General features: G+C 64.0%; 21 protein-coding genes and 1 pseudogene. 5 read left to right on the top strand and 17 right to left on the bottom strand.

What is annotated here, in order from left to right; all coding sequences use genetic code 11:
• Nucleotides 1-6 precede the first annotated feature (6 nt).
• The 4 genes from LRQ04_RS08915 to LRQ04_RS08900 form a co-directional block, all read right to left on the bottom strand.
• Nucleotides 7-1,068: a LacI family DNA-binding transcriptional regulator gene (locus LRQ04_RS08915; protein ID WP_235519577.1), complete on the bottom strand. Its 1,062-nt coding sequence runs from the start codon at nt 1,066-1,068 to the stop codon at nt 7-9.
• 49 nt (nt 1,069-1,117) lie between these two features.
• Complete coding sequence (locus tag LRQ04_RS08910) at nt 1,118-2,776, bottom strand: sugar ABC transporter substrate-binding protein (RefSeq protein ID WP_235519574.1); 1,659 nt, start codon at nt 2,774-2,776, stop codon at nt 1,118-1,120.
• Between the two features lie 70 nt (nt 2,777-2,846).
• Entirely contained in the window at nt 2,847-3,770 is a 924-nt protein-coding gene (locus LRQ04_RS08905) for a carbohydrate ABC transporter permease (RefSeq protein WP_235519572.1), read from the bottom strand.
• A 41-nt stretch (nt 3,771-3,811) separates the two neighbouring features.
• On the bottom strand, nt 3,812-4,843 hold the full coding sequence (locus LRQ04_RS08900; RefSeq protein ID WP_235519571.1) for a sugar ABC transporter permease: 1,032 nt from the start codon (nt 4,841-4,843) through the stop codon (nt 3,812-3,814).
• A 403-nt stretch (nt 4,844-5,246) separates the two neighbouring features.
• Between LRQ04_RS08900 and LRQ04_RS08895 the strand changes: the two genes are divergently transcribed.
• Nucleotides 5,247-6,335, top strand: a complete 1,089-nt coding sequence (locus LRQ04_RS08895; RefSeq protein ID WP_235519570.1) for a formylglycine-generating enzyme family protein — start codon at nt 5,247-5,249, stop codon at nt 6,333-6,335.
• 1 nt (nt 6,336) lies between these two features.
• Here LRQ04_RS08895 and LRQ04_RS08890 read toward each other — a convergent pair whose 3' ends face one another.
• The 6 genes from LRQ04_RS08890 to LRQ04_RS08865 all read right to left on the bottom strand — a co-directional run bounded on the left by LRQ04_RS08890 (nt 6,337) and on the right by LRQ04_RS08865 (nt 12,428).
• Nucleotides 6,337-6,894, bottom strand: coding sequence for a DUF5666 domain-containing protein (locus LRQ04_RS08890; protein ID WP_235519569.1), 558 nt, complete (start codon nt 6,892-6,894; stop codon nt 6,337-6,339).
• A gap of 102 nt (nt 6,895-6,996) precedes the next feature.
• A complete protein-coding gene (gatB, locus tag LRQ04_RS08885) occupies nt 6,997-8,505 on the bottom strand; it encodes an Asp-tRNA(Asn)/Glu-tRNA(Gln) amidotransferase subunit GatB (protein ID WP_235519568.1) in 1,509 nt (502 codons plus the stop codon).
• Entirely contained in the window at nt 8,505-10,058 is a 1,554-nt protein-coding gene (gene gatA, locus LRQ04_RS08880; protein ID WP_235519567.1) for an Asp-tRNA(Asn)/Glu-tRNA(Gln) amidotransferase subunit GatA, read from the bottom strand. The genes gatB and gatA overlap by 1 nt, the downstream gene beginning before the upstream one ends.
• A 6-nt stretch (nt 10,059-10,064) precedes the next feature.
• Nucleotides 10,065-10,361 carry an Asp-tRNA(Asn)/Glu-tRNA(Gln) amidotransferase subunit GatC gene (gatC, locus tag LRQ04_RS08875; protein ID WP_167264767.1) on the bottom strand — a complete coding sequence of 99 codons (297 nt, stop codon included), beginning with the start codon at nt 10,359-10,361 and terminating at the stop codon, nt 10,065-10,067.
• Nucleotides 10,362-10,426: 65 nt separating this feature from the next.
• Nucleotides 10,427-11,536 (bottom strand): AI-2E family transporter, encoded by a 1,110-nt coding sequence (locus tag LRQ04_RS08870; RefSeq protein ID WP_235519564.1) that lies wholly within the window; start codon nt 11,534-11,536, stop codon nt 10,427-10,429.
• Between the two features lie 13 nt (nt 11,537-11,549).
• Nucleotides 11,550-12,428 carry a cytochrome c oxidase assembly protein gene (locus LRQ04_RS08865; RefSeq protein ID WP_235519557.1) on the bottom strand — a complete coding sequence of 293 codons (879 nt, stop codon included), beginning with the start codon at nt 12,426-12,428 and terminating at the stop codon, nt 11,550-11,552.
• Between the two features lie 94 nt (nt 12,429-12,522).
• On the opposite strand from LRQ04_RS08865, the gene LRQ04_RS08860 reads away from it, so the two are divergent.
• The gene (locus LRQ04_RS08860; RefSeq protein ID WP_235519556.1) at nt 12,523-14,037 is read left to right on the top strand and encodes an LCP family protein; all 1,515 of its coding nucleotides are present in this window, start codon (nt 12,523-12,525) and stop codon (nt 14,035-14,037) included.
• Nucleotides 14,038-14,085: 48 nt separating this feature from the next.
• On the opposite strand, the gene LRQ04_RS08855 is transcribed toward LRQ04_RS08860, so the two are convergent.
• Complete coding sequence (locus LRQ04_RS08855; protein WP_374198925.1) at nt 14,086-15,606, bottom strand: CitMHS family transporter; 1,521 nt, start codon at nt 15,604-15,606, stop codon at nt 14,086-14,088.
• Nucleotides 15,607-15,775: 169 nt separating this feature from the next.
• Between LRQ04_RS08855 and LRQ04_RS08850 the strand changes: the two genes are divergently transcribed.
• Both LRQ04_RS08850 and LRQ04_RS08845 read left to right on the top strand, forming a co-directional pair.
• A complete protein-coding gene (locus tag LRQ04_RS08850) occupies nt 15,776-17,449 on the top strand; it encodes a sensor histidine kinase (RefSeq protein WP_235519749.1) in 1,674 nt (557 codons plus the stop codon).
• On the top strand, nt 17,442-18,101 hold the full coding sequence (locus LRQ04_RS08845) for a response regulator (RefSeq protein ID WP_235519553.1): 660 nt from the start codon (nt 17,442-17,444) through the stop codon (nt 18,099-18,101). The genes LRQ04_RS08850 and LRQ04_RS08845 overlap by 8 nt, the downstream gene beginning before the upstream one ends.
• Nucleotides 18,102-18,117: 16 nt before the next feature.
• On the opposite strand, the gene LRQ04_RS08840 is transcribed toward LRQ04_RS08845, so the two are convergent.
• Nucleotides 18,118-18,498, bottom strand: coding sequence for a RidA family protein (locus LRQ04_RS08840; RefSeq protein WP_235519550.1), 381 nt, complete (start codon nt 18,496-18,498; stop codon nt 18,118-18,120).
• Nucleotides 18,499-18,553: 55 nt separating this feature from the next.
• Complete coding sequence (locus LRQ04_RS08835; protein WP_235519547.1) at nt 18,554-19,066, bottom strand: GNAT family N-acetyltransferase; 513 nt, start codon at nt 19,064-19,066, stop codon at nt 18,554-18,556.
• A 288-nt stretch (nt 19,067-19,354) separates the two neighbouring features.
• On the opposite strand from LRQ04_RS08835, the gene LRQ04_RS08830 reads away from it, so the two are divergent.
• The gene (locus LRQ04_RS08830) at nt 19,355-20,722 is read left to right on the top strand and encodes an LLM class flavin-dependent oxidoreductase (protein ID WP_235519544.1); all 1,368 of its coding nucleotides are present in this window, start codon (nt 19,355-19,357) and stop codon (nt 20,720-20,722) included.
• A 3-nt stretch (nt 20,723-20,725) separates the two neighbouring features.
• Here the strand turns inward: LRQ04_RS08830 and LRQ04_RS08825 are convergent.
• The 4 genes and pseudogenes from LRQ04_RS08825 to LRQ04_RS08810 form a co-directional block, all read right to left on the bottom strand.
• Nucleotides 20,726-21,738: pseudogene (locus tag LRQ04_RS08825) on the bottom strand (AAA family ATPase).
• Nucleotides 21,739-21,748: 10 nt separating this feature from the next.
• Nucleotides 21,749-22,573, bottom strand: coding sequence for an inositol monophosphatase family protein (locus LRQ04_RS08820; RefSeq protein WP_235519541.1), 825 nt, complete (start codon nt 22,571-22,573; stop codon nt 21,749-21,751).
• Nucleotides 22,570-24,867 carry an NAD-dependent DNA ligase LigA gene (gene ligA / locus LRQ04_RS08815; RefSeq protein ID WP_235519538.1) on the bottom strand — a complete coding sequence of 766 codons (2,298 nt, stop codon included), beginning with the start codon at nt 24,865-24,867 and terminating at the stop codon, nt 22,570-22,572. The genes LRQ04_RS08820 and ligA overlap by 4 nt, the downstream gene beginning before the upstream one ends.
• A 39-nt stretch (nt 24,868-24,906) precedes the next feature.
• Nucleotides 24,907-25,512 (bottom strand): hypothetical protein, encoded by a 606-nt coding sequence (locus tag LRQ04_RS08810; protein WP_235519537.1) that lies wholly within the window; start codon nt 25,510-25,512, stop codon nt 24,907-24,909.
• Nucleotides 25,513-25,554 lie beyond the last annotated feature (42 nt).

The following is a 25,554-nucleotide window of genomic DNA, read 5'->3' as shown; positions in this document are numbered from 1 at the left end:
GATTCATTAGTAAAGTCTGGTTGCGGCGCTGCGATGCGGCGCCGATTCACGCACGAACAAGTGCCAGGGGAAGTCCAGGACACCCGGCTCCTTTGGGGCACCTCCGGCAGAGTCTCCGGTCTGGCCGGTGGCACGTCGCAGGAGCAGCCGGGCCAGCTTGTCGAAAAAGTCCACTGGGCCAACAGTGCTCAGCGACGGCGACATCCGTTCACCTTCCACCGTGTTGCCGACGCCGATGATGTCTACATCGGCGCCCACGGCCAGCCCCAGGCGTTGAGCGGCGTTGATGGCGCTGACTGCGGCGAAATCAGTAGTGGCGTAGATAGCGGTCGGCCGGTCCGGCATGCTGAGTACCCGCGTTGCCGCAGCGTAGGCCCCGGCGCTGGTGCCATCGAACAAGCCCACGTAGTCTTCCCGTTCCGCAATTCCGGCGGCTGCGAGCGCTTCGGAGTAGGCCCTGTAGCGTGCCCCACCAGAGGTTCCCTGGGCCGTGGCCGGAGTCAGGCAAGCGATCTTCCGATGGCCGTGGAGCAGGTGCTCCACGGCCATGCGGCAGCCAGGCCCGGCAATGGAACGGATAACGTCGAACCCTTCCGCGTCCAACCCTTCGTCGAAGACCACCAGGGTGGTTCCGTGCTCGGCGAGCTTACGAAGTTCATCCCGCTGGCCCTTGCTGACAGCGTCCACGAACACGGCGTCGGCGTTATGCGTGCCCAGGACCTTCACCCAGTCCGCATCTCCGAGGATCATCGGTGTGATGCCCAGCGGGGCGGCCGCCTTCTGGACGGCCTCAATGACGGACAGGGACCAAGGATCGGACAGCATGGTCAGCGACAGGATCACGGTGTTGGTACGGCCGGTCCGGATTGCACGGGCCGCCTGGTTGGGGCGGTAGCCGAGCCGCTCCGCAGCGGCCTTGACCTTTTCCGCCGTCGGATCCGAAACACCCGGTCCGCCATCACCGCGGCGACCCGAGAGGACATAGGAAACCGTGGCCGTGGAGACGCCCGCCAATTCGGCCACCATACGGATGGTGGGTCGGACTCCGGTGCTGCTTGTTTTGGCCATGGTTCCCCCTGCTGGTGCGTGCTTGGTTTCTTCGTTTGTTGGTCTGAGGCTAGCTCCTGAAGACCGGGGCGTTGGGGTCCAACGCGGCCTGGTACTCGTCGCGCATCTTGTCACCGCCCTCGCTCTTCCAGCGCTTCACGGCGTCCTTGAGTTCGTCGATCTTGGCGCGGCCGGTGATGATGTCCACTACCTTGTCGCGCAGTTGCTTGGTGATCTTTGCTCCCACCTTGGCGTTGGTATCCGAGTAGGAACCGTTGGTGGGGTTGCGCCACGCGAATTCGAGGAGCTTTTCTTCCTGCTTGCTGACGTAGCGTGTGTCGTCGTCGAAGCCCGGGTTGAAAATGACGTTTTCCGGACTGGCCATGATGTTCAACGCCGATACCAGGCCGGGGGCGTTGGTGGTGCCGGTTTCGGTGCGTGCCGGTGTTCCGGAGGCGTCGATGGTGTAGTCCTGGCCGAGCTCGCCGAAGTTCTTTTGCATGTACTCCACGGTGCCGAACGGCGCCGACAGGTAGTTGATCAGCGCGAGGAGCTCGCGGATCTTGCCCTCGTCCGCCTTCTTGAATGGTGTGAAACCGACCGTTCCGTACCCCATGTCGTAGACGGGCTTGACCTTGCCGTCGGCACTGAAGGGGATCAAAATGTCGAACTGGGCGTCCTTGTTCAGCGAGCGGTAGCTGCGGATGTCGTGCGGACCCACCACCACCTGGGCCGCGACGCTGCCATTGGCTACGCGCGAACGGATGTCGGTGGCTTTGGAGTCCGGGTAGAAGACACCGGCGGCGAACATTTTGGCGGTGAACTCCACACCGGCCAGGTATTCGTCGGTTTCGTAGAGGTGCGTCAACGTGCGGTCCTTGTTCACTGCCCAGCTGTTCGGGGCGCCGAACCACTCCGTGACCATGTGCAGGGCGTTGATGTAGGCGGGCTCCAACGCGTACTTCTGCTCACCGGGACGCGTCAGTTCCTTGGCCTTGTCCAGGAACTCATCAGCACTGCCGGCCTCAAAACCCCCTACCTGCTCCCACACGGCGTGGTTGCCCACATAGACCTGGCCGAACGGGGTGCTCGGGATGGGAGCTCCCCAGATTTTGCCGTTGACGACGGCGGTCTTCCAGGAATCGGGCTTGAGGGCCGCGAGGTTGGGGTACTCAAGGACGGCGTCGCCCGAGAGGTAGGGCGTCAGGTCCTGGAACTTGGCTTCCAGCATGGGGCCGACGTTGGGGATGCCCTGGTTCGGCGGAACCCACATCATGTCCGGGAGATCGTTGCTGGCAAGGACGGTGGCGAACTTCGCCGGGTAGCCGTCGCCAATGTCCTCGGCGATCTGCAGCTCCAGGTCGCCGCCGAGCTTGGCGTTGAGCCTCTGCCAGAACGGGTTGTCCTTCAGCCCGGGGCTCATGGTGTCGAACGTTTCGGTCAGCCCGGTCACTTTGCCTTTGAGGGGCGGGGTCTTCACGGACTGCACAGCGGTGGGCAGCTTGAAGTATCCGGCCTGGAGGCCCTTGGCGTTACCCGCGATATCCGGGGTGACGCCGGTGAATTCCTTGTACGTGGGCAGTTTGACCGAGGCTGAGGCGGCGGCGCCTCCGTTGCCTGCGGACCCGCCACCACCGCAGGCGGACAGGCCGACGGCGGTCACGGCCAGGCCTGCGAGGCCAAGGAAACCGCGGCGGCTGAATCCAGCCTGTGAGGTAGTGCTCGTCATGGCATAACCCTTTCTGGTTACTTGCTTCATGGTGTGTTGTGTCAGTTCTTTGGCGGGTCCGCGGAAGCGGTCAGCCCTTCACGGCGCCAGTGATGACGCCCTTGGCGAAGTGCTTTTGGAGGAACGGGTAAACCATCAGGATGGGGACCAGGGCAACCACGACGACGGCCATCTGGATGGACTGCGGCGGAGGCGTTGTGGTGATTCCGAGTTGATCTGCGGCGCCGCTGCCCTGGACCACGAAGTTGCGCAGCAGCAACTGGATGGGCCACTTGGAGTGGTCGTTGATGTAGAGCAATGCATTGAAGAAGGAGTTCCAGAAACCAACCGCGTAGAACAGCCCGACGACGGCGATCACGGCTTTGGACAGCGGCATGACGATCCGCCACAGGATCTGCCAGTCGTTGGCGCCGTCGATCCTGGCGCTTTCAATCAGTTCCCCCGGGATGTTCATGAAGAAGGACCGCATGACCACAAAGTTGAAGGCACCGAAAATGCCGGGAAGGATCAGCGACCACAGCGAGTCCAGCAGCCCCAGCTGACGGATCATGAGGAAGGACGGAATCAGGCCCGGTGCAAAAAGCAGCGTGAACAGCACTGCGAGGATCACCGGCCGGCCGAAGAGGACAGTGCGGCTCGTGGCGTAGGCCATGGTGATGGTCACGAACAGCGCCAGGATGGTGCCCACTGCCGTGATCAGCATGCTCACACCCAGCGACTGCAGGACCATGGGGCCTTTGAAGATGGTGGCATACGCCTCGAACGTGGGCCGCTCCGGCCAGAGGACGAACCCGCCTGCCTTAACGAGTTGCTCCGTGTCGGCCAGGGAGGTGGAGACCACCAACAGGATGGGGGTCAGGATGGAGATACTGAAGACGATCAGGACGACTGCTTTGACCGTTTGGTAGAGCGCGGAAGGTTTTTCCTTCCACACCGGGCGTTTGGGGTTGTACGTCAGTTCCCGGGGTTTCCTGGTGAAAAGTGTTGTTGCCATGGGTTCTCCTTGTGCGGCTGCCGCGCGGGCCTGCGTGGCTCTCAGCGCGCTTGTTTTGCGAAGATTCCGTCTTCTCCGAAACGGTGGGCAAGTTTGTTGGCGCCGTAGATCAGCAGGGCGCTGACCACACCTTTGGCGAGCCCGGCTGCTGCGCCGGAGCTCCAACCACCGCCCACTACGCCTGTGTAATAGGTGAAGGTGTCCAGCACTTCCGCAGCTCCGGCCCCTACTGCGTCACGCTGCAGGATGAACTGCTCAAAGCCGACGGACAGGATGTCGCCGATCCGCAGGATCAGCAGCAGAACGATCACCGGCCGGAGCCCGGGGAGGGTTATGTGCCACATCCGGCGCCAGCGCCCTGCACCATCTGCCGCGGCTGCTTCGTAGAGTGATGCGTCAATGCTGGCAAGGGCTGCCAGGAAGATGATCATGGCCCAGCCGGCGTCCTTCCAGATCATCTGGACCACCACCATGAGAGGGAAGGTCTCGGGGTTGGTCATGAACGGAATCGGGTCCATGCCCCAATCACGGAGCAGGTTGTTGACGAATCCCGCACCACCGAGCATTTGCTGGAAGAACGCAATCACCAGGACCCAGGACAGGAAGTGCGGCAGGTAGGCGATGCTCTGGAAGATCTTGCGGACCCGGGTGCTGATCAGCGAGTCGACAATCAGGGCCAGCACCAGGGGCACCGGGAACAGGAAGACCAGCTGCCAGGCCGCCAGGTACAGGGTGTTCCAGAAGGCGTGGAGGAAGTCCGGGTTTCCGAACAGTTCCACGAAGTTCTGCCAGCCAACCCACAGGCTGTCACCGATGCCCAAGTAGGGCTGGTAGTCCTGGAACGCGATGACGTTGCCGAGGATGGGAATGTAGAAGAAGAGCAGCAGGAAGGCCACGCCCGGCACCATCATGAGCAGCATCTGCTTATCTCGACGCAGGCGTGACCGGAAGCTTTGCTGCGGGGCCTTGCCCTTCCGCTTCTTTGGGCCGGTCCCGGGTGGCTTGCTGCCCGCCCTGGCCGGGACTCGGCGAGCTTCGGGCAATGCCGGAGCCTGTTCCGTCGTCGAGTTCATGCTGTCTCCTCAAGTGCTGAGCCCAAATCATCAATGTGATTCAGGCCACGCTCGTTAACCGTTTAACAAACGATAAGTGACGCTTTCCACTTTTGCAAGAACATGATTGAAACTGATCACAGAAATCACTTTCCATCACCTTGTGGGTGCAGCGTGGCGCTTCCCTGGCGGCGCTCCGCGCCCGTACGCGCCATCCGCCCTCGTAAGTGCTGGTGCGCAGGGCGGCAAGGGGTGCGTGCCAGGGGTGCACGGGGTGCGCTGGGCGGCAACGGGTGCGGACCAAGGGTGCGGACAAGGGGTGCTAGGGGTGCGCTGGGCGCGGGTGCAAGGGGTGCCCAGGGCGCGGGCCAAGCCTCCGGCACCGCTAAAGTACTAGCAGGCGGAGTTCAGACAGAGAGTTCACATGGCAGATTGCTGCAGCCCAGGCGCAGGCGCCCGGACGCATACCCATCAGGGCAGATTCCTCGAGCAGGGCCGACCCCTCCCCCTGCACACCATAGGTGTTCGCCCAATGGCGGGCGACGCCGTCGAAAACGCTGCGGGCACCGCCGTCGAAAGCGCGGCGCCCTCACCCGAAGCATCCGAAGCAAACGGAGCATCCGGAGCATCCGCAGCATCCGAAACATCCGACGTCGACATTCCGGCCGGCACCTTCGCCATGGGTGATCCGTTCGGCGAAGGCTACGACGGAGACGGCGAAACTCCCGTGCACGAGGTACAGGTGTCGGCGTTCCGAATCAGCGCCACCACGGTAACCAATGAGGAATTTGCCGGCTTTGTCGACGCCACCGGGCACCGCACCGAGTCCGAAATCTACGGGACCTCGGCGGTGTTCCACCTGGCCGTAAAAGCCAGGCCGGAGGACATCCTGAACCGGGTCAGCGCGGTCCCCTGGTGGCTCAATGTCCGCGGAGCTGACTGGGCGCACCCTGCGGGGCCGCTTTCGCACTGGACAGACATCCCGGACCACCCCGTGACCCACGTGTCCTACAACGATGCCCTGGCTTACTGTGCGTGGGCGGGCCGCAGGCTCCCGACGGAAGCCGAATGGGAATACGCCGCGCGCGGTGGCCTGGCCGGGCAACGCTACCCGTGGGGCAACGAACTCCACAACGGAACTCCGGGCCAGGAAGCTCACAACTGCAATATCTGGCAAGGCGATTTCCCGGTCCGCAACGACCTCGACGACGGCTACCTCACCACCGCGCCGGTCGGTTCATACAGCCCCAACGGCTACGGGCTCTACCAAACCAGCGGAAACGTCTGGGAGTGGTGCAGCGACTGGTTCCTGCCAAAGTACTACAGGACGTGCCAGGCACAGGGCACTGTGATGGACCCGCCAGGCCCGACGATCGGCAGCGGGCGGGTCATGCGCGGAGGCTCCTACCTTTGCCACGATTCCTACTGCAACCGCTACCGTCTGTCAGCGCGCAGTTCCAACACGCCCGACTCAGCCAGCGCCAACCTGGGTTTCCGGACAGTGGCCCTCTGACTCAGGCGCGGCCGTGGGCCCGATGCCCGAGCTTCCCTTTGGGTCCTGCCGGAAGTTCGCCTGACACGATCCGCGTCGCGGTCACTGCAGTGCCGTCCTTGATCCCGCTGGCGTGCACGGTGTCACCGGCCTTCAGCTCAGCAACCGTGGCCGAGGGCAGCGTGGGCTTGCCCTTTCCGTTCCGGAGCTGCGACAGGTCCGTCGGGATCTTGGTGATGCGGGTTTCGGCGTTGATGGCATACCGCTGGGTGAAGCCGTCTTCGCTCTTGACCGTGACCTCCGAGTCGCTCACCGATTCAATGGTTCCGGCCTGGGTGACCACGGTGCGGTAGCTGCCATCCTGTTGTTTCACGACGTGCTCGCCGTGGATAGCTTTTCCGCGGCCCTCCGCGGCCTTGGTGTCCGCTGAGGTTGTCGGGCTTGGTGAGGCGGTGGAGCTCGACGGCGAGGGGCTGGGTTGGGTGCCCGCCCACACTGCGGCGGTCCCACCTCCGGTCAACGCGACGGCGATCCCACCGGCAAGGAGGACCTTTCGAAATCCTGGTGTGATGGTGCCCATGCATCCATTGTGCGCGCGTCAGGACAAAAAGTAGCCCGCCGTGGTGGCGTTCCGGATGGGAACGGGCGCCACAGCGGGCTACTTGCGGGTCAAGCCAAGGGATCAGCCCTCGACGCCGAGCTTCTGCAGGATCAGCTCGCGGACACGGCCGGCGTCGGCCTGGCCACGGGTGGCCTTCATGACGCCACCAACGATCGCGCCGATGGCCTGGACCTTGCCGCCCCGGATCTTCTCCGCGACGTCCGGCTGCGCGGCGAGTGCGGCGTCGATGGCTTCCAGGAGAGGGCCGTCGTCGGAGACCACGGCCAGGCCGCGCTTCTCGACGATCTCAGCCGGAGTTCCTTCGCCTGCGAGCACGCCGTCCAGGACCTGGGTGGCCATCTTGTTGTTGATCTTGCCGTCTTCAACCAGCTTGTTCAGCTCCACGATGACCTGCGGGGTGACACCCAGCTCGGAAGGATCGACGTCGGCAACCTTGGCGCGGCCAACGATCTCGCCCATCCACCACTTGCGGGCAACGTCAGCTGAGGCACCGGCTGCGATGGTTTCCTCGATGGAGTCCATGACGCCTGCGTTGACGACGTCGCGGAACTCGAGATCCGAGTAGCCCCAGGCTTCCTTGAGGCGCTTGCGGCGTTCCGCCGGGGGCTCCGGGAGGGTAGCGCGAAGCTCCTCCACCCACTCACGGGAAGCAACGACGGGAACCAGGTCCGGCTCCGGGAAGTAGCGGTAATCGTCGGCGTCGGACTTGGGGCGACCGGACGTCGTCGACCGCGTGTCCTCGTGCCAGTGGCGTGTCTCCTGGATGACCGGCTCGCCGGATTCCAGGACGGCAGCATGGCGCTGGATCTCGTAACGGACGGCGTGCTCGACGGCGCGCAGCGAGTTCACGTTCTTGGTTTCCGAACGGATACCGAAGCGCTCCCGGCCGTGCGGCCGCAACGAAACGTTGGCATCGCAACGAACGTTTCCGCGCTCCATCCTGGCATCGGAAACACCGAGGTTCTTGACGATCTCGCGGATGGCCGCGACGTAAGCCTTGGCCAATTCCGGTGCGCGGCTGCCCGCGCCCTCGATCGGCTTGGTGACGATTTCCACCAGGGGAACACCCGAACGGTTGTAGTCCACCAGCGAGTAGTCGGCACCCTGGATACGGCCGGCAGCGCCACCCATGTGGGTGAGCTTTCCGGCGTCTTCCTCCATGTGTGCGCGTTCGATCTCCACGCGGAACACCGTGCCGTCTTCCAGCTCGATGTCGAGGTAGCCGTCATACGCGATCGGCTCGTCGTACTGGGAAGTCTGGAAGTTCTTGGGAGTGTCCGGGTAGAAGTAGTTCTTCCGGGCAAAACGGCATGATTCGGCGATCTTGCAGTTCAGGGCAAGGCCGATCTTGATGGATGACTCCACCGCCGTCTTGTTCACCACGGGAAGGACACCGGGCATGCCGAGGTCTACTTCGTTGACGTTGGTGTTCGGCTCGTCACCGAAAACGTTCGGAGCGGAGGAGAACATCTTGGTCTTGGTGTTGAGCTCCACGTGAACCTCGAACCCCAGGACGGGATCGTACTTCTCCATGGCCTCTTCGAAGCTCAGGGTTGCGTCGACGGACATTAGTTGGAACCTCCGGCGGTAGTTGCGGCAGCGCCAAGTGCTGGTGCTTGCGCGAGCATCGGGCCGCCCCACTTCTCTTCAAGGATGGATTCAAGGACAGCACCGACGCGGTACAGGCGGGCATCCTCGCGGGCCGGAGCCAGCAGCTGGATACCGACCGGCAGGCCGTCTTCGTCGGCCAGGCCGCCCGGCAACGACAACCCCGGAATGCCGGCAAGGTTGGCCGGAATCGTCGCGACGTCGTTCAAGTACATGGCCAGCGGATCGTCGAGCTTCTCGCCGAGCTTGAACGCCGTGGTGGGTGCCGTCGGAGAAATCAGGACATCGGCCTGGGCGAACGCGGCGTCGAAGTCGCGTTGGATCAGGGTGCGGACCTTCTGGGCCGAGCCGTAGTAGGCGTCGTAGTACCCGGCGCTCAGTGCGTATGTGCCGAGGATGATGCGGCGCTTGGCCTCGTCACCGAAACCTGCCGCGCGGGTGGCTGCCATGACACGCTCAATGGTCATGGGGCCGTCCTTGGGCAGGACACGCAGGCCAAACCGCACGCCGTCGAATTTGGCCAGGTTGCTGGACACCTCGGACGGCATGATCAGGTAGTAGGCACCCAGGGCGTACTTCAGGTTGGGGCAGGAAACCTCAACGATTTCAGCTCCGGCATCCTTGAGGATCTGGAGGGACTCGTTGAAACGGTTCTCGACGCCGGCCTGGTAGCCCTCGCCGTGGAGTTCCTTCACGATGCCGATCTTCATGCCGGCTACGTTGCCCATGCGGGCAGCGGACACCAGGTTGGTGAAAGGGTCGGTCAGGGACGTGGAGTCGAAAGGATCGTGCCCGCCGATGACTTCCTGCAGCAAAGCGGAGTCCAGCACCGTACGGGAAACCGGGCCGATCTGGTCCAGCGACGACGCCATGGCAATGGCGCCGTAACGGGACACTGCGCCATACGTCGGCTTGACGCCCACGGTTCCGGTGACAGCGCCAGGCTGGCGGATGGAACCGCCCGTATCGGTGCCCAGTGCCAACGGGGCCTCAAAAGCGGCGACGGCGGCTGCGGAGCCACCGCCTGAACCACCAGGAATGCGGTCCAAATCCCAAGGGTTACGGGTGGGACCGAATGCCGAGTGCTCCGTGGAAGAACCCATGGCGAATTCATCCAGGTTGGTCTTGCCCAGGATCGGCATCTTGGCTGCGCGCAGCTTCTTGACCACGGTGGCGTCGTACGGGCTGTGCCAGCCCTCAAGGATCTTCGAACCAGCTGTGGTTGGCTGGCCAATGGTGACAATGAGGTCCTTGACGGCGATGGGCACGCCGGCAAGGGCGTGCAGTTCCTCGGCGGCGGATCCCCCGGCGGCGCGGGCAGCGTCAACCTCGGCGGCTACGGCGAGCGCTTCTTCCGTGTTGACGTGCAGGAAGGCATGTACCTGGCCATCGACATCGGCGATCCGGTCGAGGTGCGCCTGTGTCACCTCAACAGCGGATACGTCGCCGGAGGCCAGCTTGGCTGCGAGATCAGCAGCGGAGTGGCGGATGAGTTCGTTCTTCAGTTCAGTCATCAGTAATTAGTCCTCATCCAGGATTGCCGGGACCTTGAAACGGTTCTCGTACGCATCCGGAGCGCCGGACAACGCCTGCTCAGCCGTGAACGTGTGACCCACGACGTCTTCACGGAACACGTTGGTCAGCGGAATCGGGTGCGACGTGGCCGGCACGTCCTCTCCCGCGGCTTCGCTGACGGACTTCACCGAATCAACGATGACGGCGAGCTCGCCGGCCATCCTGTCCAGTTCTTCGGCACTCATTTCAATGTGAGCCAGACGCGCAAGATGCGCGACGTCGTCACGGTTGATCGCAGCCATGGATCTCCCCTGCAAAGTTCAATTGGTTTTCCGAACCAGTCTACTTGGCCGGGCACGCGCCTCGGTCAGCCCTCAGCCGCAACTGCTTCAGCGTCCGGTCCGGGTTCAGGTTCCTGATCCGGTTCCGGCCCGGACAGCGTCTTGAAGACGGTCCATCCGACGGCGGTGACAGGAACGGCGAGCAGTGCACCCACGATTCCGGCGATCATGGTGCCGGCAGCCAGGGCCAACAGGATCGCCAATCCGTGAATGCTGAGCACCCTGCCCATCAGGAGGGGTTGCAGGAGGTGGTGTTCCAGCTGGTTTGCGCCGATGACGACGGCCAGGACAATCAGCGCGGTCACAGGACCGTTGGAGATCAGGGCGACGGCGACCGCCAAGGTTCCCGCGGCCGTAGCGCCGATGATGGGGATAAACCCTCCAATGAAGACAAAGGCACCCAACGGCAACGCCAAGGGAACGCCCAGGATGGCCAAGGCCACCCCAACGATGATTCCGTCAGTTGCGGCAACGATGGCAGTTCCGCGGACGTAGCCGCCGAGGACGACCGCGCTGCGTTCGATGGCCATGTGCGCTTTGGGGCGGCGTTCGGCGGGCAGGAAGCCGATCAGGAAGTTGCGGATCTTGTGCCCGTCCTTGAGGAAGAAGAACAGGATCACAGCCATCAGCACCATTCCGGCCAGGATTTCCCCCAATGTCCGTGCCCCGGTCAGTGCTTCCGTACCAAACGAGCTGGAGGTAAAGAACCGCTGTACCGATTCGCGGGTGTCGTTGATTTGGGCGTCGCTCACCGGGATCGGTCCGGAGGTCAGGAAATCGTGGAGGTGGTCGAGGCCGGCAACCGCCTTCGCTGTCAGGTCCTTCGACTGTGCCCGGATGAGAAACACGATCCCCGTCACAATCCCGCCGAACACCACAAGGATTCCCACGAACGAGGCCAGTACGGCGAGGGCGCGCGGCCAGCCGTGCCGGTCAAGCCAACGCACCAGCGGCGCGATCGCAGCGGCCAGGATCAGCGCTATCGTGAGCGGGATCAACACCAGTGGGACACGGGTCAGCGCCCAGATGACAGCCCAGGCCAGCGCCCCTACAGTCAGGGCCTGGATGGAGCGGATGCTGGCACGTCCCAGACCGTCGGCCCATATCGCGGGCAGGCCGGCGCGAAGGTCAGGCATGGCGATCTCCTTCTCAGCGCCCTCGAAGATGTTGGGCGTTCAGTTCTTCCAGTTGCTCGTCGGTCAGGTCGTCGAAGCCCCGGGCCTCACGCTTGTCGCTGCGCGAAAACCGGATGAACATCAGGATGATGAGCGGCAGGTCCACGATTTCACAGATGAACCACAAAGCATCCCCCGCCAACTGCTGGTCACGCAAGGGATCCGGGAACCAGCCCAACGCCGCTTGCGTCGTCATCACGTGATCGAGCACCTGCCCGTTAAGGCGGAGCAGGATGCCGGGGACGGCATCAACCAGGAGCTCGATAAAGACGAAGACGAACTCCAGGGTGATATAGGCACTGGACCGCTGGAAATCGGCTTCCTCGATGATGGGCAGTGCCATGAGAAGGCCCAGCAACGGAATCAGGATGGTCAGGAGAGCCTGCGCCAGAGGATCGGCCCGCAGGGTGTGGAAGGCAGGGGTCAGGAAGGTGGAGAACAGCGCCAAACCCAGGAGCGGCGCGGCGAGCGAATTGCTGACGAATCGCACGGCGGGATGGGCCAGGACGGTGTTCAGCCTCTCGATGCCGGAGGGAGGCAAGGCGGCTCGGGCCAGTGAGATCGGCCTGCCCAATCCGATCAGCAGCGGCACCACGAACAGGAGCAGGGAGACCTTGACCGTGAAGGCCCACCGCAGCTCTGAGCCATAGACTCCGAGGAACCCGCAGGTAAGCACGGCCAAGGATCCGAGGCCCAGGACATAGAACGCGACGGTTCGCCAGAGGGGCCAGCGGTGGCCATTGGCGGCGGCAGACTTCAGCCCAAGACCGTAGAGCACGCCGAAAGCGCTGATCATGACCACAGCTGCCCAGTCGATCTGCCAGGCGCTGACGAGGACGTCAAAAGGCGGCACAGGGCAATGATAGGCACCGGTGGGCGCCCTTGGGTATTTCCCAGAATCGCTCAGTAGCATAGGCCCGCCCCCACCCAGAGGAAAGGCCAGTGCCGTGATCGGTCGCCACGTACGCCCCGCCCCCAACTCACCGGATGGTGATTCTCCCCGCTACCCCGGACAAGGAAGCCTTGTCGAGGAAAGTACCGGCTCACCGCGCCGCAGACGCCCCCGCTGGCTCCGGATTGGTGTCATTGTGGTTACCGCCGCAGTCGTTGGAGTCCTTTGCTTTGGCGGCTACTGGCTGTGGCGGCTTCAATCGAATATCTCCACCACTTCCCTTGGAGCAGGCGGCCAGCGAAGTGAAGGTCCGGTTGATGACAGGAAGGACCGCCTCCAGATCCTGGTGCTGGGCAGTGATACCCGAAGCGGCAAGAACAGCCAGTACGGAACGTCGGACCAGTCCTCCGGCTACGGGCAGTCGGATGTCATGATGCTGGTGGACATCTCCGCGGACAACAACAACGTGAACGTCATCAGCTTCCCCCGGGACCTCCTGGTGGACGTGCCCGCCTGCAAGGACCAGGCAAACAACGAGCAGCACGACGCACGCCCGGGCGTGATGATCAACAGCGCCATGGCCGAAGCAGGAATCGGCTGCGCTGTTGACACCGTCAACAAGCTCACCGGGCTGGAAGTGGACCATTTCATGATGGCCGACTTCAACGCAGTCAAAGAGCTGACCACCACGGTGGGTGGGGTGGACGTGTGCGTCAATTCCGCCGTCAATGATTCCGACTCAGGCCTCCACCTCCCCAAGGGAACCTCCCAAGTGCAAGGCGACCAGGCCTTGGCGTTCCTCCGGACGCGCCACGCTTTTGCCGACGGCGGCGACCTGGGCCGCATCAAGGCCCAGCAGTCCTTCCTGGGCTCCCTCACCAGGAAGCTGAAGTCCGAGGGGACGCTCAGCGACCCCCAAAAGCTGCTGAGCATCGCCGACACGATGACCAAGAACCTGACGGTGGACACGGGTCTGGCCTCGGTTCCTGCCTTGCTGACCATTGGCGACCGGCTCAAGAACATCGACCCCGCCAAGGTGAACTTCATCACCGTGCCCACCGTCCCGGCCCCGTCAGATCCCAACAGGCTCGGACTGGATGAACCCGCAGCATCGAATCTCTTTGCTGCCCTCAGGAACAGCGCGGACCTTGCACAAGCCGGAACCCCCTCCCCCGCGCCGTCAAGCTCCGAAGCCAAACCTGCCTTTGACAAAGCACTCCAGCCCATCAGCATTGCCAACGGAACCGGTGTTACCGGCAGAAGCAACGCTATCGCGGCCCTGGTCACGGCCGCGGGCTACACCAAGACCGTCCGGCTGCAGGGCCAACCCCGCGCCCAGACCATGGTGTACTACCAGGCCGGCTTCGCCGACGTCGCGGCGGACATCGCCGGGATGTTCGGGCTCCCGGCAGCAAACGTCCAGGAGGTGACGGGTATCCAAGGCGTGCAGCTCTACGCCGGTGAAGACTTCGTTTCCGGCGACAAGCCAGCCCAAAGCACTACGCAAGGCAACATCCCCACACAAACGGCAAATGACCAGACCTGCCAGGCTACGAACCCGGTGGGCTGATCATTTGCCGTCAGTGTGGGGGCCGGGCACTCCTGCCACCCACGTCGGTCAGCCGATGCCGATGGCTCCGGTCAGGACTCCGACGGCCAGCATCACGATTGAGATGACTGCGGTCCGCCACAGGACCTTCTTGTGGTGGTCACCCAGTTCCACCTTTGCCAGGGACACCAGCAGCAGGATGGCGGGGACCAGCGGGCTCTGCAGGTGGAACGGCTGGCCGGTGATGGAGGCGCGGGCCATGTCCGCTGCACCAACGCCGTAGTGCGCTGCGGTTTCGCTGAGGACGGGCAGGACGCCGAAGTAGAACGCGTCGTTGCTCATGAAGAACGTCATGGGGATGCTCAGGACGCCCGTGATGATGGCCATGAACGGACCCATCTCGGCGGGGATGATCTGGACCAGCCACTCGGACATTGCCTTCACCATGCCCGTGCCGTTCAGGACACCGGTGAGCACAGCGGCGGCCATGACCATGCTGACCACGGCCACGATGGACGGTGCATGGGCGATCAGCTGTGCGCCCTGGTCCTTGACCTTGGGGAAGTTGACCAGCAGGGCGATCGCGGAACCGACCATGAAGACGAACGGCAGGGGAACGATGTTGGCGACCAGCGTGACCATGACAGCCACGGTGAGGGCCAGGTTGAACCAGAACAGCTTGGGACGCAGGGTCTTGCGGTTGGGGTCCAGCGCGGTGTCGGCCATGGCGGTGTCGTGGTCGTCCACCAGTGCCTGGGTACGTTCCAGGACCGCGACGCCGGAACCTCCGCCGGTGCCCAACTTGCCGACGGGAGCAGTTGAGCCGGTACGGCCGAATCCGAAGCGTCCCTTGCCGGAGCCGCCGGTGACAGAACCGCCGCGGCCGGTGCCGCCGTCGAACGCGTCAGCAGGATCGGCGACGTCGCCCCAGATCTCCGGAGCGACAGAGCGGAGGCGGTTGCGTTCCTGCAGGCCGAGCAGCCAGGAGAAGACCAGCACGACGATCAGCCCAACAATGAGCGAGGGGACCATGGGCACGAAGACGTCGTTGACGTCGAGCTTGAGCGCAGTGGCAGCGCGGGCAGTGGGGCCACCCCACGGCAGGATGTTCATGGTTCCGTTGGCGAGGCCGGCGACGCAGGTCAGGACCACGGGGCTCATCTTGAGGCGCAGGTAGACGGGGAGCATCGCGGCGGTGGTGAGGATGAACGTGGTGGAACCGTCCCCATCGAGGGAGACCGCTGCTGCCAGGATCGCGGTGCCCAGCACAACCTTGGCCGGGTCGTTGCCCAGCTTGCGGAGGATGAACTTGACCAGCGGGTCGAAGAGTCCGACGTCGATCATCAAGCCGAAGTAGATGATGGCAAACATCAGGAGCGCGGCCGTTGACGTCATGGACTTCATCGAATCCATGACCATGGGTCCGATGCCCAGGCCGGCCCCTGCGAAGAGACCAAAGATGGTGGGGACGATGATCAGCGCCAGAACCGGCGTCAACTTTTTGGTCATGATCAGGACCATGAATACCGCAATCATTGCGAATCCAAGCAAAACCAGCATGGCCGGCTCCTTTACTACTGTGAAGGGCACCACACCGATGTGATGCGCACTACAGACAATAGGGTGGCGTCGATCACGGACCGGGGTTTCAGGGAATTGTTCAGGATAGTGCTCGTTGCGCACGTTTTGCGCATTGTGCTCAGTGCTTCAATGGAGCAGGAGGAAAGGAGCAAGGGTGCCTGTTTTCAGCAAGGTGGGTATGCGGTTCTCCACCCAAACCCTCCTCCTCCAGCTCGGAGTGGTCCTGCTGGTGGTCCTGCTCAGCGGCGCCGTCCACGCCTGGTTGGTGTACGGACGGATCGGTGACGAAGCCGAAAACCAGGCCCTCACCCTGGCCAGGACAGTCGCAGCAGATCCGGACATCAGGACCGGCGTGCAGGAAATCAGCAAAGAAGAGGGAACCCCGCCGGCGGATGTGCTGGCAGTCGGCCCACTCCAGGCCGCCGCCGAAGCCGTCCGGGTGCGCACCGGAGCCCTCTTCGTCGTCATCACGGACGAAACAGGCCTGCGCCTGGCCCACCCAGACCTTGCCCGGCTGGGCGAACGTGTGAGCACCGACCCCTCCGTTGCCCTCGCGGGAAAGGAAATCACCACCCGCAATACCGGCACGCTGGGCCCCTCAGCCGGTGCCAAAGTCCCCGTGTACTCCCCCGATGCCGCCGGCACCATCGTGGGTGAAGTCAGCGTGGGCTATTCCGTGGAGTCCCTCAGCAACAGCCTGGCACGCGACATTGTGCCCATTGCGTTCACCGCCGGCGGCGCGCTCCTCGCAGGCGTGCTCGCCTCCTTCCTCCTCCGGCACAGGCTGCAGCGGCTCACGCTCGGCCTGGAACCGGAAGAGATCAGCACCCTCGTCCACGACCAGGTGGCTGTGCTCCAGGGGGTGGACGACGGCGTGATCGGCATAGCCGCCGACGGCAGGATCTCCGTCTTCAACGCAGCCGCCTCCCGGCTGCTGGACCTGCCCGATGCCACCGGCCAGGACTGGGCAACTGCGGGCGTCCCCGAGCAGCTCAAGCAGCTGACGCAGCCTGCGGCCCGGGATGCAGAGCCCGTCGAACTTGTGGCCGGCGGCCGGGTTTTGGTGGCCAGCGCGCGGAAAGCCTGGCATCGGAAAGAGGATCTCGGCTGGGTTGTCATGCTCCGTGACCGCACCGAGCTGCAGCAGCTGACACGCCAGCTGGACGCTGTCGGGACAATGTCCACGGCCCTGCGCGCCCAACGCCACGAGTTCGCCAACCAGCTCCACACCATCGCCGGTTTCATGAGCATCGGACAACACGATTCCGCGAAGGAATACCTCGCCCGGATTTCGGCAACCGGTCCCCTGAAATTTCCCGTTGAGCAGGCCGAACTGCTCCAGGATCCCTACCTGCAGGCCTTCATCGGCGCCAAGGGAGTGGAGGCCTCCGAGCGCGGTGTGAGCCTGCGCGTCGGGCCGGAGACCATGGTCCGTGGCCACGTCGCCGATCCGCAGGACGTCACCACCGTGCTCGGCAACCTCATAGACAATGCGGTCAGTGCCGCCGTCGCCGGTTCCGCCGCGGACCGTTGGGTGGAAGTGGAACTGCTGGACGACGCCGGACGCCTGCACCTTGTAGTGGGCGACTCCGGAGACGGGCTGGGTGCCGCGGACCCGGAAGACATCTTCACCGAAGGATTCACGACGTCGGCGCAACCGGTACGCTCGGGGGCTGGACAAGGATTGGGGCTGGCTTTGGTGCGGCAACTGGCACGCAGGCGCGGAGGGGATGTCCGGGTCCTGGAACACGGCAGCGAGGGTGGCCCGGGCGCGGTGTTCATGGCCACCATTCCAGGGGTCATGGATGAAGGGCCCACAAGCTCAACGGAGAGGGAGGACCGCAGTGGTTGAGGATCTGAGGGTGCTGATCGTCGACGACGACTTCCACGTCGCGCGGCTGCATGCGGCGTACGTCGATTCGGTGGCCGGCTTCATGGCCTTGGCGCCTGCGGGGTCGGTATCCCAGGCTTTGCAGGCGATCCACAGCCTGCGCCCGGACCTGGTGCTGCTGGACGTGTACCTGCCCGACGGTTCCGGACTGGACCTGCTGGGGCAGCTGGATGTTGATGCTGTGATGCTGACTGCCGCCTCTGACGCGCAGTCCGTCCGCGTTGCCCTGCGGCGGGGCGCCTTGGGCTATATGCTCAAACCCTTCACCGCTGAAACCTTGTCCCAGCAGCTCCGGTCCTACGCGCGCTACCGCAGGATCCTCGGCCAACAGCCCAGCATTGACCAGGGCACCATCGAACGGGCCAAACGCTCACTCATTCCAGGAGATGTATCACCGGCGGCCAAGCCCCGGTCCGCCACCGAAGCCGCGGTCCTGGAGTCCTTGCTTCCCGGCGAACAGTACTCCGCTGCCGAAGTCGCGGAGCGGGTTGGCGTTTCCCGCGCAACAGCGCAAAGGTACCTGTCGTCGCTTGCTGATGATGGCGCCGTCGAAATTCAACTGCGGTACGGAACCACGGGTCGCCCGGAACACCGGTACGGCATCCCGGGCTGACCCAAATATTTGGCTGCTACGCGGACTTCTGCGCTACGAGCTCGATCTCCACCAGCATCTGCGGGTCCAGGAACGGCAGGACGTGGACAAGTGACAACGTGGGCCGGATCTCGCCGAAGACTTCTCCGTGGGCACGGCCGGCGTCCTCCCACTTGCTGATGTCCGTCAGGTACAGCTTGGACTGGACGACGTCCTCATAGGAGAAGCCGGCATCTTCGAGGACAGAGCCAAGCTTTTCGAGGATGAACCTGGTCTGTGAGTAGAAATCATCGCCGACAATGCCGTTTTCGCCGGAAGCTGCCGTAGCGGAAATGAAGAGGGTGTTATCCACCTGGACCGCGCGGGAGTAGCCAAGGGTCTGTTCCCAGACCGAACCCGTGCCGAATGTCTTGCGCATGCCGCGCCTTCCTGTCGTTGCGCCCGGCCCGGTGACCGGCGCTTCGAAGGAAACTTTATGGCTGTCCAAGCTCGAGCCTGTAAACGAACAGTTTTATGTCGGTGCCGGGCACGAACCAATCCCTGTGCGGGGCGCGGTCAAAGCCGGTCCGCGAGTAAAGGGCATTGGCGCTCTCCCACGTGGCACCCGTGGTCAGGGATACTGCGTTGATCCCGGTCATCGCCTTGGCTTTGTCCACGACAGCCTGGACCAGCGCGCGGCCAGCCCCGGAGCGCTGGACTGCCGGATCCACCACGAGGGTGCGAAGTTCGAGTTCGTCCTCCAAGCCGATGTCCGAGAAGCCGCCACCGGCCGGTGCCGCGGTCACGGATCCGATAACCTCGCCGTCACGCTCAGCCACCAGCACGTCGGCGTGCTCTGCCCGGCCGGCCACATCCTGGAGTTTCTGGAGGTACGGGTGGTCGGCGTCGCCGTAGTACCCCGCAGTGACGTAGGAGTCCTGCGTGATGCGGGCAACGTCGTCGTAGTCTTCGGGCAGGGCGGGACGGACGGTAATCGGGGAAAGCACCTACCAATGGTAGTCGCCGTCCCGGTGCCGGAACCGCCAAATAGCGCTTTCCGTGATGGAACTATCAGTCATGAACAGAAGTCACGACGCCGGTTGTCCGGGTTGCGTCCGCACTTTTTGTGTTGCTTTCCGTGGCGTCGAATTGAGCCGGGTTGCGTGCCGTGAACCCCGGTTTCGCGCTGTTGCGGGCACATGTCGGAGCGCTGGCGGTGTCCGTGAGGGGCGTGTTTGAGTTGCCCCACACCACAGCTTGCCTCCCCCATCAGGTATGAACCGAGGAGAACCCCCATGACCGAACCACAGCGCCACCTCCACCTCAACGCCTTCCTCATGAGCACTGGCCACCACGAAGCATCCTGGCGCCTGCCGGAGAGCGATCCGTTGGCCGTCACCAAGGTGGAGCACTACCAGCAGCTGGCCCGAACAGCCGAACGCGGGAAGCTGGACTCCATCTTCTTCGCCGATTCCCCGGTCCTGTTTGGTGAAGTGGGCCGCCGTCCCGCCGGCAAACTGGAGCCCACGGTGTTGTTGACCGCCATCGCGGCGGCCACGCAGAAGATCGGGCTCATCGCCACCGCCTCCACCACCTACAACGACCCCTTCAATCTGGCACGCCGTTTCGCGTCAGTGGACTGGGTCAGCGGAGGCCGGGCAGGCTGGAACGTGGTCACTACTGCTGGACCCGACGCCGCCCGCAACTTCGGTGTGGACGACCAACCCGCCCACGCTGTCCGCTACGAGCGGGCAGCGGAATTCATCGAGGTGGCCCGGAAACTCTGGGACAGCTGGGACGATGACGCCGTGCTCGCCGACAAAGCCGCCGGCGTGTGGGGCGACGATACAAAAATCCGCGTCATCGACCACGAGGGCAAGCATTTCCGGGTCCGCGGGCCGCTGAATGTACCGCGCTCCCCCCAAGGCCACCCCCTGATCGTCCAGGCCGGATCCTCGGAAAACGGCAAAAACCTCGCAGCACAATACGCAGAAGCAGTCTTCACCGCCCATCAAACCCTCGCCGACGCGCAGGCGTTCTACACGGACCTCAAAGCACGCACCGCTGCCGTGGGCCGTAACCCGGAGGGTATCAAGATCCTGCCGGGCATCGTCCCGGTGATTGGCTCCACGGAGGAAGAAGCGCTGAAGCTGGAGCGCGAACTCGACCAGCTGATCAAGCCTGAATACGCTCGAGAGCAACTCGCCAAGACCCTGCGGCTCTCCCCCGAAGACCTTCCGTTGGACCGTCAGCTGCCCGCGGACCTTCCCTCGGAAGACGAAATCGAGGGGGCCAAAAGCCGGTACACCTTGATCGTGGAACTGGCCCGCCGCGAGAAACTCACCGTCCGGCAACTGATCGGCCGTTTGGGTGGTGGGCGTGGACACCGCACCTTCTCCGGCACTCCGGAACAGGTAGCAGACGCCCTCCAGGATTGGTTCTTCGCCGGGGCTGCCGACGGTTTCAACATCATGCCGCCGGTTCTTCCCTCGGGATTGGAAGTCTTCGTGGACCAGGTAGTGCCGATCCTTCAGCAACGCGGTCTCTTCCGCACCGACTACACGGCCTCCACCTTGCGGGGACACTACGGTCTGGAGCGGCCCGAGAGCCAGTACGCCCACGCCGAGGCCAAGGAGCTCACCTCCATCGGCTCAGCGTTCTAGCCCCTAGCGCTTGGGCCAGCTCCACAACGGACCCTCGAGGGACCCCAGGCCCTTGATCCTGGTTTCGCCCATGTCCTTGTACAGCTCATGCTCGTGCGCCGCGCCGCTCTCGCGAAGGGCCTTGAGCAGTGCCTCGGAATGGGTCACGACGATCATCTGGCTGCTGGCACTGGCGTGGACAATCAATCCAGCCAGTGCCGGCATCAGGTCCACGTGCAGGCTGGTCTCCGGTTCGTTGAGCACCATCAATTCCGGCGGCCGGGGCGTTAGGAGCGCAGCAGTCAGGAGTAGGAACCGCAACGTACCGTCTGAAAGCTCTGCGGCTTTCATGGGCCGCAGCATTCCGGGTTGGCGAAGCTCCACGCTGAACCTGCCGTCGCTGACCGCGACCTCCAGCCGGCTTCCGGGAAAGGCATGGCCGACGGCGGCATCCAACTGCCGCTCGAAGCCCACCTCCCGCAGCGTCTGGAGGGCCGCCGGGAGAGCTCAGTCCAGTCCCCGCCCGGTTCCCGCAGTTTGGCGAGGCTTCCCTTGCGATCCACCAACAACGAACCCGGCCGGGCCACTGGTCCCGAAAAGATCTGTTCCCTCTTGATCTCGGGGTCCAGGCTGAAGGCGGAGCGGCGGGGCCTGCCCGTGGCTTCGTCAAAACCGGCACCGCTGGCAACCGGCATCCCGAGGTCCACCAAGTATCCGAAGTCGTCACCGGAGTAGCCCAGTTTCAGGTTCACGGATTCCCGCCGGACCGTTCCTTGGACGGGGACGTCGCCGCGCCGCATGGCCTCGCTGATGGACTCCGGACCGGCCCACAAAGTGGACGACAAACCGCCGTCCCTGGCCAGGGAGCCCACCACGTTTCCGGAATCCCCGCCTGCGCACTCGGCCAACAGCCGCAAGGCTCGGTACAACGAGGACTTGCCGCTGCCGTTGGCCCCCGTCACGACATCCAGGCCGTGCAACTCCATGGCGAGGTCCCGGATGGAACGGTAGTTGGCGATGGCGAGTGTGGTGATCACAGGGCGGTGGTCACAAGGGGAATTTGCCGGACAGTTCCAACGCCCCGGCGCACATCCACGCCGCCAAGCGGTCTTCGGTGCTCGGCCCGCCGTCGAGCGGGCTCCGAAGCCGCGGCCGGCGAACCCAGCAGCCGGCCTCTTCCGCGATCAGCGCTCCCGCGGAAAAATCGTGCTCGTTCAGTCCACGCTCCCCGTAGGCGTCAAAGGTGCCATCGGCCACCATGCAAAGATCCAACGCCGCCGAGCCCAGGCGCCGGACATCGGCGAAGCCGTCCATCACCTCGCCCAGTCCCTGCAGCTGGCTTGCCCGGGTGGCGGGATCGTAGCTGAAGCCCGTTGCCAGGATCAGCCCCTTCCGCCCAGGAACCGGTCCTTCGAGCCGTGTTGACTGCCCGGCAGCTTCCACCCAGGCGCCGTGTCCCCGGGCAGCCGAGTAGACGCGGCCCAGCGCCGGCGCGTGCACCACCCCAGCCAGCCACACGCCGTCGGAGTCCGCCACCGCAACGGACGTTGCGTAGTAGACGATGTTGCGGATGAAGTTGGTGGTCCCGTCCAACGGATCAATGGACCAGCGATACCCTGAATGGTCCTCCGGCCGGGTGGTTCCGTGTTCTTCACCGGTGAGCGCATCATGGGGGCGTTCGGCCAGGATTGCGTCGCGGACTGCGTTCTCCGCCGCGACATCGAAGGCGGTGACCCAGTCGCCCGCTTCACCTTTATTGGTGGTTTCCAGGCCCTCCCCGCCGGTTCCGCTGACGGACCGGCGGGCAAGGACAGCTGCGCCGGCAGCGGCGGCACGCTTGGCAACTGCAAGCAACTCCGATGGATCGGTCATTCGGATGCTGCCTCCGCTACGGGGTCAGCAACCGCGGCCTCCTCATTGTCCTGGTCAGCGTCCGTCGGGGCAGGCCCGTTGGCCAACAGCTCACGGAAGCCGTCCTCGTCCAGCACGGGAATGCCCAGCTGTTCAGCCTTGTCCAGCTTGGTCCCTGCGCTTTCGCCGGCCACGAGGTAGCTGGTGTTCTTGGAGACGGACCCCGAGGCCTTGCCGCCTCGGATGATGATGGCTTCTTTGGCTTCGTCCCGGCTGAAGTTCGGAAGTGTTCCCGTGACCACCACGGTCAGGCCTTCAAGTGTCCGGGGCATTGAGGAGTCGCGCTCGTCCTCCATCCGAACCCCCGCAGCAGCCCAGCTGTCCACGATCTCGTTGTGCCAGTCCACGGCAAACCATTCCTTGAGCGCCACGGCAATAGTGGGGCCAACGCCGTCCACGTGTGCCATTTGCTCTTCGGTGGCGTTCCGGATGGCGTCCATGCTGCCGAACGCCGTGGCCAGTGCACGGGAAGCCGTGGGGCCGACGTGCCGGATGGAGAGCGCCACCAGCACGCGCCACAAGGGCTGCTTCTTGGCTTTCTCCAGCTCCACGAACAGTTTCTCGGTGGTCGCCGTCGGCTTGGACGGGGTTTTGGCGGTTCCCTTGGTGTAGAAGTACGGGACGAGTTCGAACTCCCCCGTGCCCACGCCCTTGGAGCGCTTTCCCCGGCGGATCAGGACATCGGCAAGGTCCTCGCGTGTCAGGCTGAACAGTCCGGCCTCGCTGGTAAGGGGCGGGGTTTCCGGCTCTGCAGGCTGTGTCAGTGCAACGGCCGCTTCCCAGCCCAGCGCTTCAATATCGAACGCGCCCCTGCTGGCGACGTGGAACACGCGCTCCCGCAACTGGGACGGGCAGGACTTCGCGTTGGGGCAGCGGATATCCACGTCCCCTTCCTTTGACGGCGCCAAGGGCGTGCCGCAGGAAGGACATTCGGTGGGCATCACGAACTCGCGGACCGGTGGATCCTGTTTGTCCCGCAAGGCCAGGACCGGCCCGACAATTTCAGGGATGACATCGCCGGCTTTCCGCAGGATCACGATGTCCCCGATCATAACGCCCTTGGCCTTGACAACATCCTGGTTATGCAAGGTGGCCATGCCCACGGTGGAACCGGCAACCTTTACCGGCTCCATCAGTCCGAACGGGGTGACCCGCCCTGTCCGGCCGACGTTGACCATGATGTCCAGGAGCTTGGTGTGCACTTCTTCCGGCGGGTATTTGTAGGCCGCTGCCCACCTGGGCACCCTGGAGGTGTAGCCCAGGGCGCGTTGCGTGGCGAAATCGTCGATCTTGACCACGATGCCGTCGATCTCGTGGAGGAGGTCATGGCGGTGCTCGCCGTAATGCGCGATGAATTCGAGGACGCCTTCGTAAGTGTCCAGCACTTTCGAGTAGGGACTGACCGGCAGTCCCCATTCAGCGAGCAATTGGTACGTTTCCGATTGGCTGGTGGCATCCAGTCCCTCACGGGCGCCGATGCCGTGGACGAACATGCTCAGTGGACGCTTCGCCGTTTCGGCCGGATCCTTCTGACGCAGGGAGCCCGCTGCCGCGTTGCGGGGGTTGGCGAGGGGCGCTTTGCCTGCGGCCACCAGGCTCTGGTTGAACTCCGTGAACGCCTTGGACGGGATGAAGACCTCGCCCCTGATTTCGACCTCGGTGGGATAACCGGAGCCGCTGAGTTCCCGCGGGATTTCCTTGATAGTGAGGACATTGTGGGTGATGTCTTCCCCGGTGGTGCCATCTCCACGGGTGGCCGCGCGCACCAGTTTGCCGTCCCGGTAGAGGAGGTTCACTGCGAGGCCATCAATTTTCAACTCTGTCAGCCAGCGGATAGGCGGCACCCTGTCACCCAGCTTTGCGACGGATGCTTCGGCCTTGCGGACCCAGGCTTCGAGTTCGTCCAGCGAAAAGACGTCGTCAAGGCTGTACATCCGCTGCAAATGCTCTACTGCGGCGAAAGCCGATGAGACTTCCCCGCCGACTTCCTGCGTGGGGGAATCGTTGGAGACCAGCTCCGGATGAAGCGCTTCCAACTCCTCAAGGCGACGGTAGAGTTCATCGAACTCAGCGTCCGAAACCGTGGGTGAGTCTTCCTGGTAGTAGGCATACCGGTACTTACGGACGAGGTCGGCTAATTGCTCATACTCGTCCCGCATCGACCCTGAAGGCGGGGTCCCTTCCGCTTCGACGACGGCGGCCGCCGCACCTTCACCTGTGGTTTCTACCGGATTCGCAATTTCTGGTGTGCTCACAGGTCTATCTTGCCGCAAGCCACCGACATTAAAGCGCTGTTAGTGGGAGGAGAGCCGGTTCTTGCTCCAGAGGGCGAACCCCAATCCACCCAACCCCACCAGCAGCACGCCACCCAGGATGCCGAACAAGCCCATCAGGTTGGGCCCCGTGAAGGAGTTCGATGCCAGCACCGCGGCCTGCGTTGGGTGGCCCTTGTCCACGGGTGTGTTCCAGTTGGAGGACTTGGTGGGACTCGGGCTTGCAGTGCTGGGTGTCGCCGAAGGAGTCGCCGACGGCGTTGCTGACGCCGCCGTGGTTTCCGGGGCCTGGGTTGGCTCCGGGGTGCTTTGTGCCGGATTGGCCACCTGGGGTGCCACGGTGACGAACTGCGTTACGGCCGGCTGTTGTGGAACCTGCACGGGAGGGGCCGGCGCAACCGGTGCCGGTGCGGGCTGGGTTTCCCGTACACGGGTGGGTTCCGGCTTCGGTGCGGGCTTCTGGTCGAGTTCCGGCGCCAGCCCCGGCTGGGTCGGTGAAGGGTTCACTGCTCCCTCGGTGGGGGCGCAGGCCAGCTTGCCTCCGCAGGGGACGGCTTGGGCAGCGGCGGCGGGCGCAAGCAGCAAGCCAGCGGCCAGGAAAACGGCAGGGACAACGGAGTGTCGCATGAAAGTAACCTCAGCTGGGGCGTTGGGGCGCCCCGAAATTGG

Source organism: Paenarthrobacter sp. AR 02 (genome assembly GCF_021538675.1).
GTDB lineage: Bacteria > Actinomycetota > Actinomycetes > Actinomycetales > Micrococcaceae > Arthrobacter.
Note: the sequence above shows the minus strand (reverse complement) of the source record. Positions and strands in the feature narration are given on the sequence as shown.